This window comes from Streptosporangium sp. NPDC006013 (genome assembly GCF_040614275.1).
Classification (GTDB): Bacteria; Actinomycetota; Actinomycetes; order Streptosporangiales; family Streptosporangiaceae; genus Streptosporangium.
Window position 1 is genome coordinate 1 of record NZ_JBEXUE010000387.1, and the last position, 9,734, is coordinate 9,734.

Annotated in this window: 8 protein-coding genes; 2 read left to right on the forward strand and 6 right to left on the reverse strand. The window is 68.0% G+C overall.

What is annotated here, in order from left to right; all coding sequences use genetic code 11:
* From ABZ260_RS38570 to ABZ260_RS38595, 6 genes are all read right to left on the reverse strand, one after another.
* The coding region (locus ABZ260_RS38570) for a hypothetical protein (protein ID WP_355627345.1) at positions 1–1,089 on the reverse strand (1,089 nt) is incomplete at its 3' end.
* A 380-nt stretch (positions 1,090–1,469) separates the two neighbouring features.
* Entirely contained in the window at positions 1,470–1,676 is a 207-nt protein-coding gene (locus ABZ260_RS38575) for a hypothetical protein (protein ID WP_355627347.1), read from the reverse strand.
* A 239-nt stretch (positions 1,677–1,915) separates the two neighbouring features.
* Positions 1,916–3,127: a TetR/AcrR family transcriptional regulator C-terminal domain-containing protein gene (locus ABZ260_RS38580; protein ID WP_355627349.1), complete on the reverse strand. Its 1,212-nt coding sequence runs from the start codon at positions 3,125–3,127 to the stop codon at positions 1,916–1,918.
* Positions 3,128–3,284: 157 nt separating this feature from the next.
* On the reverse strand, positions 3,285–4,235 hold the full coding sequence (locus ABZ260_RS38585) for a sugar phosphate isomerase/epimerase (protein ID WP_355627351.1): 951 nt from the start codon (positions 4,233–4,235) through the stop codon (positions 3,285–3,287).
* A 62-nt stretch (positions 4,236–4,297) separates the two neighbouring features.
* Complete coding sequence (locus ABZ260_RS38590; RefSeq protein WP_355627353.1) at positions 4,298–5,731, reverse strand: hypothetical protein; 1,434 nt, start codon at positions 5,729–5,731, stop codon at positions 4,298–4,300.
* Complete coding sequence (locus ABZ260_RS38595; protein ID WP_355627355.1) at positions 5,728–6,378, reverse strand: sigma-70 family RNA polymerase sigma factor; 651 nt, start codon at positions 6,376–6,378, stop codon at positions 5,728–5,730. Before ABZ260_RS38595 ends, ABZ260_RS38590 begins: the two co-directional genes overlap by 4 nt.
* 987 nt (positions 6,379–7,365) lie before the next feature.
* On the opposite strand from ABZ260_RS38595, the gene ABZ260_RS38600 reads away from it, so the two are divergent.
* Together ABZ260_RS38600 and ABZ260_RS38605 are read left to right on the forward strand one after the other, a co-directional pair.
* Positions 7,366–8,250 (forward strand): DUF2268 domain-containing putative Zn-dependent protease, encoded by an 885-nt coding sequence (locus tag ABZ260_RS38600; RefSeq protein ID WP_355627357.1) that lies wholly within the window; start codon positions 7,366–7,368, stop codon positions 8,248–8,250.
* Between the two features lie 10 nt (positions 8,251–8,260).
* Positions 8,261–9,019: a MerR family transcriptional regulator gene (locus ABZ260_RS38605; RefSeq protein WP_355627358.1), complete on the forward strand. Its 759-nt coding sequence runs from the start codon at positions 8,261–8,263 to the stop codon at positions 9,017–9,019.
* Positions 9,020–9,734 lie beyond the last annotated feature (715 nt).

Consider the following 9,734-nt stretch of genomic DNA (forward strand, 5'->3'; position numbering starts at 1 on the left):
GACCTTGGTCGTCCCGTCGCCGATCAGCTCGTTGCCTCTGGCCAGGGCGCCGAAGTCGTCGGCGATCAGGCAGTCGGGATCGTAGGCGTCGGTCTTGCCGTCGAGGTCGTTGTCGTTGTTGTCATCGCAATCGCCGATGGGCGGGTCTTCGACGCTGCCGCTGAGGAAGTAGCAGTCGGGGTCGCCGCCGTCGATCGCATCGCCGCCTCCGTTGTCCACCCCATCGGAGCAGGTGCCCCGGGGCATGCCGGACTCACGCAGGTCGCCGTCGGCCAGCGGTCCCATATCCAGATGGAGCGTGATGCCGAGTTTGTCGTCCGGATTGGGCACGCCGCCCGCGTCCTTAGGAGCGGCGGCGTAGGCGGCTCTCACCTCGGCCACGCTCTCGCGGTCGGGGTGGTGGTCGCCCACGTAGTCCAGCTCGACGAACAGGTCCTTGTGCCGCGGGTCGGCGCCCATCTTGGGCAGGTCCACGTCGATGACGGAGTCGGCGTTGTCGTTGTAGCCGTTGCGCTCCCAGCCGTCGAGTAGCCCGTCGCCGTCGGCGTCGCCGGAGGTGGCGTCGGTGCTGATGTCGAAGCAGACCTCCACCCGCGGCTCGTCCTCGTCGTCGTCCTGGTTACCGTCGCCGATCGCGCAGGACTGCGGCCAGTCGACGTCGCCGGTCCAGCGCCCGGTGTTCAGATCGACGGTGATGTCCAGGTTGTTGTCGTTGTTGCGCGGGCTGGCGTCGCCATTGTCGTGCCCACCGGTGGTGTCCCAGTCCCAGATCTGGACCGAGATCGGCACCTGTGTGCGCGTGTCAGGCACGTCGTGGCCCTTGGGCCAGAATGGCTCCACCAACTCCTGGTCGTCGGGCGCCCGTGGTGTCCTGGACAGGTCCACGCCATCGATCCAGACCTCGGCGAAGAAGTCGGCCGCCGACTCGCCGGCCGCCTCCAGCCCCTCGTTGCGGCAGTCGTCGACGCATCTGACCTTGGTGATGGTGATCGCGACGGGCCGGGTACCCGCCGCCTCTGCCGATGGTGTCTGCACCAGCGCGAGCATGAGCAGGCTCGCGACGAGTGCGGCAAGGTGTCGTAATCGCATGATCCCCCCCTTATGGGTGCTTTCACCCACAGTGAGGGCGTCGCTACCATCCCGCAATGAGTAGGTCATACTCAATGCGCACCGAGCAGGTTCGGCGTACGTTCGAGGGGTCCGGCCCACATAGGGGGCCGACAGGATAAGCGTCAAAGGCAGTCAGCACACGGTCCGTTGTGCCGCTCGGCGAGGGTGGGCCTCCGGGGAGGATTAGTGCAGAAATTAGCGGTAGTACTCTCCGTGACTTTGGCTACTGAAAGTGCGGGTGCACGTTCCGGTTTCGATGTTCCTCGTGGCGTGAGCATGTCGGAAAACGAGTGTTTGCCGACACTGGGACACCGATCACAAAGCCCCAGGTCCCATGTGTCGACAACCCGCGTCGACTTTCAATGTCGGAGAACAGTTCGTGCGCTAGATTCCGACACATACTGTTCGGCTACGCGCGGGTGTCCAGCGCCGACCAGAATCCCGACCACCGGATCGACGCGCTGCCGCTCGTGTTCGGCGTAGATGCCCATGGCAGAGCCGGCCGTGCCGGCCAGCCAGTAGATCGTGACGTAGGCGAGGAGGGCCTCGGCGTCGAGACCGCCCATGGCCTGGCTGTTCCAGGGGAGCAGGCCGACCGGCGAGCCGGTGAGCGCGAATCGGAGGGGTGCGGCTGCTGGCCATGGACATGAGCGTAGGAGCCCGCGTACCGCTGCAGATGGCGCAGCCCTTCCAGCGCCGCCCGGTCGTCCGGCGTCAGAGCTTGCCTCTGAACCAGTCGAGCAGGTAGGTGCGCAGTCTGGCGGCGTCATGCGCTGCCACGGATGTCACCTGGAAATCCTGAGCGTCACGCCGGCGGCCGGGCGAGCTTGGCGGCCACGGCGTCGAGGACCCAGTCCAGGCCGGTCGCGAAGGACGCCTCGGCGTCCACCTCCGTGCCGTCGTGCACGGCCTTGGCCAGCGCCGGGAAGCGGCCCGTGGCCAGCATCCTCCTCACATGCGGGCCGGAGGCGCGCTGCCAGTCGCGCTTGGACAGGCCCGTGGCGCGCTCGGCCCGCAGGTTCGCGATCTCGCGCCTGATCGCGCCAGTGAAGTAGGCGCTGACAGTCTCCACGGCGCGCAGGACGGTGTCGAGGTCGGCGAGGTCGTCGAGGGCGGCCAGCGTGGCCTCGGTCACGGCGAGGGCGTTTGGGCCCAGGGTCGGACGGCCGCCGAGCAGGTCGGCCAGCCATTCGTGACGGAGGGTGGCCTGCCTGGTGCGGTGGGCGCGGATGCGCAATACCTCCCGCCAGTCGCCGGGCTGCTCCTCGGGGAGGATCTCGGCGTGGACCTCGTCCACCATGAGGTCGAACAGCTCCTCCTTGGTGGAGATGTATCCGTACAGCCGCATCGGGCCGGCGTCCAGCCGGGCGGCGACCTTGATGCCTCGGCGGGCGCCGAGAAGTTGGGCCGCCTCCGCCATGGTCTCCTTGCGGGGTCCGGCGATCTCGGGGATCGGTGTTCCGGGAGCGGGCTGAGCGGGCGCGCCGGGGTCGGTGGCCAGATCGACCAGTTCCTCGGCCACGGTGCGGCAGGCCACGAGCTGGGTGGGCAGGGCCGGGATGTAGGCGACGTCGCCCTGCTGCCAGTCCAGGAGCTGTCCGACGAATTCGTGGAACTGCGCGGCCCGCAGGATGCGGACGGGGAGCGGGCCGGACAGGAGGAGTTCCTCGTGCACCTTCTTGGCGGCGACGAAACCGGCGATAGCCTTGTCGACGCCGATGATGGACGCCATGGCGATCTGGGCGACCCCCGCCTTCTGACCGTACTCGTGCAGATTGCGGGCCGACGTGCGGAAGAACTCCGTCGCCGCCTCCTTCTCGGAGGCGTGCCAGGAGGCGACGTCGATGATGGCCTCGACCCCGGTGAGGGCCTCGGCCAGGCCATCACCGGTGATGATGTCCACGCCGGTGGCTCGTGACATCGGCACGACCTGGTGCCCCCGTTCGGTGAGGACGTCGACGACGTGGCGGCCCAGCCGCCCTGTTGCCCCTGCCACCGCGAACCTATCGATGCTCATGCTCATGCTGTATGCCCTTCTTACTCGCTGTAGTTCTGGCCGGGGGCACACCGGGGATCGGCTTGGCGATGAGAGCGGCGGGGGTGAAGAAGCCGATGTGTGCGATCGCCATGAGGGCATATCCGACGAAAGTTTCGTCAGGACTACTGGGACCCCTTCAGGCCGGCTCCTCAGCTCTCGTCGTGGTGAGGATCAGCGGTCGTAGGGTGTGCGCGGCGATCTGCATGCCTTGCAGGGTCCGCTCGAGTGTGCCGCCCCACACCGGGTCCTCGTGCTCGACGGCGACGTCGCCGTCATATCCAGCGGCATAGAGTGCGTCGATGATCTGGTTCCAGTCGAGTTGCCCGCGGCCGGGAACGCGGTAGCGCCACCAGCCGACGTCGGTGGGAGAGGTGCGTCCGGCTGTCTTGCCGAACACCCCGTAGCGAGTGCGGGCCCGCTGGTCGATTTGGATGTCTTTGGCCTGAACATGGCCGATAATGCCGGATCGCAGGGCGTGTTCCAGCGCGTCGAGGGGGTCAATGCCGAGCCAGGGCAGGTGAGAGGGGTCGTAGGCGAGGCCGAAGCCGAGTCCGGCCATCCAGTCCCACAGCTCGGGCGAGTAGGCGAGATTGGCGGGGTATCCGTCGGGATGCCAGCCTTCCATCGGGCAGTTCTCGGCAAGCAGCTTCACGCCGCGGTCCGCCGCGTAGCCGGTCAGCGGGGGCAGGTGCTGTTCGGCCTGCTTGAGGTTGTCGGCCACCGGCAAGGTGACGTCACGGCCGATGAAGGTGGTGACATACCGGACGCCCAAGACCGCTGCCGCATCGACGCAGGCCCGCAGGTGACGGTGGACGCGGTCGCGTTCTGCGGGATCGCCGTGCAGGTTGTTGCCGCAGTAGGTCACCGCGGAGATGGCCAGGCCGTGACCGTCCAGCAGCTCGCGCACGCGGGCGGCGTCATCGGCGGTGAAGCCGGCCACATCGAGGTGGGCGGCTTGGTGGATGTGTTCGCTGCCGACCGGCCAGGCCGCCACCTCCAGCGCCTGGTATCCGGCCTGCGGCGCCCAGGCGGCAACCTGCTCCAGGGACATCTGGCCGAGCGCGGCCGTGAGCAGTCCAAGCTTCATTTCTGCCTCCCTCACTCTCTGTACTGTTTCCATCGGGGAACTGGTTGAGCGTGCGGTGATCGCTACCGCACATCGGCGCACACGCTCCCGTCCTTGTCTGTGGCGTCGACGGCCAGGACCTGACGCAGAACGGGGAGCGGTTCCCGAAAACGGATCGCCTCCTGGAGGCGGAGGAGCCGGCCGAGCCATGCCGCCGTGTCACGGCTCATGGGATGGCCTGGGCCGTGCCGCTTGTCCTGAAGATGCAGGGACTCTTCGAGGTCATGGATGACCCGGCCGACGACGCGGTCGTCGCGCGGATCGGCCAGCGCCTGGGCCAGGCCAAGGTACTTGCGGGTCTCCAGCGTGTCGGGATGCCGGTCTCCTTGGATACGCGCGCGGTCTTCCCCCAGGTTGCGCAGGAGGGCCAGCGCCTGTTCGCCTTGCCCGGCGACGACGAGGATCTTTCCCTTGGAGTGCCGCGCGTCCAGGGTGTCGGCATGGTTTTCGTCCAGCTCGTGGATCCGGTTGATGATGACGGCGTCGTAGTCGCTCACCGACTCCTCCACCCGTCCCTGCTGCCCCAGCAACCAGGCGCGCCGGCACTGCAGATGCCACAGCATCGGGCTGTCGGGGCCCTGTGACAGGAGCAGGCGGCCCTGCAACGAGCCGAAGCCGTCCTCAGCCTCCCGCAAACGGCCTTGGCCGACCAGCGCCCACAGCAGCAGCAGCGTGGTGCGCGGGTTGGGAAGGCCGAACACCCGCTGTTCGTCCTCGCTCAGTCGACGCAGCCTCGACTCGGCCCGCCGGTGCCGGCCGAGCTCGGACAGGGACTCGGCCCAGGCACGCCGCACCTCCAACACAGCCGGATGGCAGCGGCCCAGAAACACCAGATGGGGGAAAGCGGCCTGGATCAGGTGCAAGGCGGTGTGCTCGTCCCGGTCCGTGATCGAGCTCTCCGCCAGTGCGGCCACCATTTCCGTGACCCTCGCCGAGCCTTCCATCCCGAGAGCCCCTGCCGGGCAACTGCTCAACAGCTCCCGCCAGTGCGCGATCAGGGCCCGGGTTTCCTCGCGGTCAGCGTTACGCATCGTCCGCAGATCGCCGCCGGGAATCGCCAGCGATCCCGAACCCTCCACAACGTCGTCCGCGGCACGACCGGCCTTACGGCTCTGGGCGAGGTGGGTCGCACGGCTGATCCTGTCGCTGATGCCGGCGTCGCTGATGTGGTGCACCACCTCGCTGGCGTTGGGCTCGGCGGGGACCGGGATGTTGTCCCACCGGGGCAGCCGGGTACGGCTGTCTCCCACGGGGAGCGCCTTGCGTGTGGAGGCGGGGTGCACCCGATCGCGCATCGCCCGCAGGGCAGCGGTGTTATCGGAAGCCGATCTTGCGCTCACGATCGCCTCCCAGCCGGAGTCGATGTCGATCGCCTCATCCACCAGGTCGTCCACCACCTGGTTGAATGCTGCGAGAATCGCGTCGAGCTCAGCATCGGACTGCTCGCGCGGCGTCATGCTTCACCTCCGTAATGTGCGATCTTCAGGGCGGATTTGGCGCGTTTGAGGTTCTGGCGGACAGCGTCCGGTGTCATTCGCAGGTGTCTGGCGATCTCCTGGTTGCAGTAGCCGTCCAGGTGCCAGGCCAGCACCATGCGCTGCCGGTGGGGCAGCTTGGCGATCATGCGGGTCACTTGCTGTATCTGCTCGCTCAGTTCGAGCGCGGCGTCGGGACGCAGCAGCTCGGAGCGGTGGCCGGGAGCCATCGCCCGTTCGACGTCGGGCAGCTCGGCGACCGGGTCTTCTCTCAGCCGTGTGCGGTCCTTGGCACGCATCAGCTTGCGCTCGGCGACGCGCCGTATCCAGGCGCGGTGCTCGCGAATCGTGTCCCAGCTGGTTAACGCGTCCAGGAAGGTGGCTTGCACGATGTCGGCGGCGAGCTCCGGGTCGCCGGTGCCGAGCCGTATCACGAACCCGAACAGCTTCTTGGCCTCCTGCGCGTAGAAGGCGGCGACCGCCGCTTGCACCGGCGACACGATGGCGACCCCGGCGCCGTCCGGCAAGGCCTTCGCCTCGACCGGCCTGGTGGTCTGGGCCGGTCCTGGCCAGCCCTCGCGGCACCCCGCCAGGAAGAGCGGCTCAACGGCCGCGTCGTCATAGACCATGGGGCGGCTCCGCTGCTCGAGCCAGATCGACCTTGACCATCGAGCCGTCCGCTGCCCGGACCGTCAGCCGACTGCCCGGGGGCAGCACCCTGATCATGGCCGGGGTCGTACTCGCACCCTGCGCGCCGGCCGTGCTCGGCCTGGCTCGCCCGCGTAGCCAGACCCTGAGGCAGTGGCTGGCGTACAAGAGCCCGAGCACGACCACGCTCCCGAGACCCACCTCCACGGCTCCACCTCCCTGATCGCGTCTCCTGGGGTCGTCGGCCTTGTGCCGTTGTCAGGGAGTGCAGCCGGTCCCCATGGATGTGACATCGTCCAGGTCAACGCGGGTAATGCTCGCCGGACTAAAGTTCTGCATCCGGCCCGGGATTCTTACCTCACCGTGGAGGAGACGTAGGTCATCGTCCAAGAGGCGCGCCTCCGTCGCCGATTTCGATGAGAACTCGCCCCATCGCTCGTGGGGCCTACGGCGAACCGGGGTGTCGGTAACACTCGTACCACCAGGTACACGCAATCATGTCGCCCCTGGCCGGCTGACTGCGGTCGAACGGGTACACCCGGCAGAACGGTTGCTCTGTCGCGCTAAGCGCAAGCCGCTGACCTGGCCGGACGCCATCGCGTGTACTTCATGGCCCCACTCGGGTCGGCGCCACCACGGGCAAAGTAGCTCCGTGTGACGGGTTAGGTTGGCGATCGCCGGTCATCGCGGTCGCGGTGCTGTGTCAGTCGGGTCGCGCCGACAGGCCTCCGAGGAGGCTCTCTGGCGCAGTTGGCGACGGCGGGGGTGCAGCGGTGGATGTGTTCACCGCGGACTGCAAGACCGAGGAGCTGCGCACGCCGGAACAGCGGCTGACCAAGTTGCGTGAGTCCATCGCAGCGGCGAACCGCCGGTCATGACGGGACTGGGTGACGGCATGCCGGTCGTACCTCGACGAAGAGCGCCGCTGGTTTGACCTTGACGCTGCGTCAACTTCTAGCATCGGGGCCATGTCGATCACTGTTCTTGACACCTACTCCGCCATGCGGCGGATCCTGCTGGCCCCGGTCGCGGACCGCGCTGGCCTGCTGCATTCGATGCTGGAGCCCAACAAGGGTATGTACCGCTACCACCCCGGCGAGGTCGACCTGGTTGCCGTACACCTCGAAACGTCCGGGTTCCCCATCGACCGCGACGAGGAGCGTTGCCTCGACGCGCTCGAAACCCTGGCTGCGGCCGGGGCCTGGGAGCGGATGGAACGCGCGCTCGACGACGCTCTCGCCGTACTGCTGGAGGCTACGCCGGGGCTGGAGGCCCCGGACATCACCGTGCTGTTCGTCCTCGGCGATCCGGGTGACGAACACTTCATGGGTCCCTGCAAAGGATTGACCGGGTTCGGCGGCATCTCGGGCCACATCGCCATCACGTTCTGGCCCTTCCCCGAGAACGTGGAGCGGCTGGAGGCCACCGCCGTACACGAACTGCACCACAACCTGCGGTGGAGCCCGGGCGGGGTTGTGTGGGACCCGATGACCGTCACGGTCGGTGAGTACATCGTCGGCGAGGGCCTGGCCGACGCCTTCGCCCGTCAGCTCTACGGCGACGAGCTCGGCCCCGCCCGCATCGGCGTGCCGCACCTGCACGACGACGAGGTCTTCGGCAAGGTGCTCGCCGGGCTCGACGTGACAGGCATGCAGAACTTCACTGCATGGGTGCACGGCGACCCCAGCGCCGAGCGCTTCGGCCTCACCCCGGTAGGACTGCCGATGGGCGCGGGGTACGCCGCGGGCAACCGGCTGGTCGACACCTACCTGGCGGCGACCGGGCAGACGGCGGCGCAGGCCCTGCACGCCGACGCCTCGGAGATCATCGCAACTACTCTCCGCCGGGGGTAACACTGGAACGATGGAGTGGACGATCCAGGAACTCGCGGCGAGGGCCGGCATCACCAGCCGGACCCTGCGGCACTACGACCGCGTCGGGCTCTTGGCCCCGTCCCGGGTCGGCGCGAACGGGTACCGCTACTACAACCCCACCGCGGTCGCCCGGCTACAGCGGATCCTGCTCATGCGCCGGCTCGGTATGGGCTTGCCGGCCATCGCCGAGGTCCTGGCCGACGAGGTGGACGCGCTCGACGGGCTCCGCGCCCACATCGCCGCGTTGGAAGAGGAACGGGACCGCATCGAACGGCAGGTCCGGTCTGTGCGTCACACGCTCGAGGCTCTGCAGGCGGGGGTGGAACCGCGGATGGATGTCATGTTGGCGGGGTTCAACGACCTCTACAAGGACGAGGTGATCTCACGTTGGGGCGAGCGCGCGTTCCAAGTGAGCAACGACTGGTGGCATGGCAAGAGCCTCGACCAGCAGCGGGCCTGGAAGCAGGACACCGACGACCTCGTCGCCGCATGGGTTGCTGCAGTGAAGGCCGGGGATTCGCCGACATCGGAACACGCTCAGTCGCTGGCTGCCCGGCACGTCCAGTGGCTGAGTCAGATCCCGGGCACCCCCACCGCCGAGGGCGACCGGGAGCGCTCGATCGAGATGGTGAACGGCATTGGGGACATGTTCGTCGACGACCCCCGCTTCGCCGCCATGTACGACGACGCCGCGGGGGCGACGTTCGTCCGCGACGCACTGCAAGCGTACGCGCGGACCTGGATGTAGCTCGTGTGGTTCGCAGAAATGACCAGTTCTGCGAGGCCGGAGCCCATGTGCCTAGCGGCCGCGTTCGCGCGGGCGGCTGTTCGCAGAACTCCTCACAGAACCTTCCGGTTGTGAGAGAGGGTTCTGCGAGACGGGGTGGGTGAAGCCGGCTCCGGAGGAGGCCGCCAAGGCGGTCGAGCGCTACGACTGCCCGAACTGCATGGTGATGGCGCCGTCGCCGTGCCGGACGCGAGGTGGCACGTTTCTTAACGGCACCCCAACTTCCTGCGCGTGGAGGCCCACGACTGCCCGATGACCGCCTGCGCCGCGCCGGCCGGCTCACCCTGCCGCACCGGCCGGGGCAAGACCAGTCATCGCCGCGGGACCGATCCGCAGGTCGCTGTGATCATCTGATTCTGTGTCACAGGTTGCCGCGGCCTCAACCGTGTTCGTCATGAAGAGGTGGTTGATCGGCTGCTCGCATGGCCTCGACCACGGGGAGCAGAGCGGCATGGTTCGACCGCGGCTTGAGGCTTTCCCGGCTACCGGCCCAGAACCGTTCACGAAAGGCGGTGAAAAGTCTCCGGGCTCGGTTCAACGACAGCCTTGAAGTCATGAGTGCTGGTGACAACGGGCGGCCCGGCGCGGAGCCTGCCATCGAGGCCCGCGGCCGGCGGCCACGCCGCGGACGGATCGATGCGCGGAACGCCTCCATGGCCGTGGCTAGCGAGTCCGA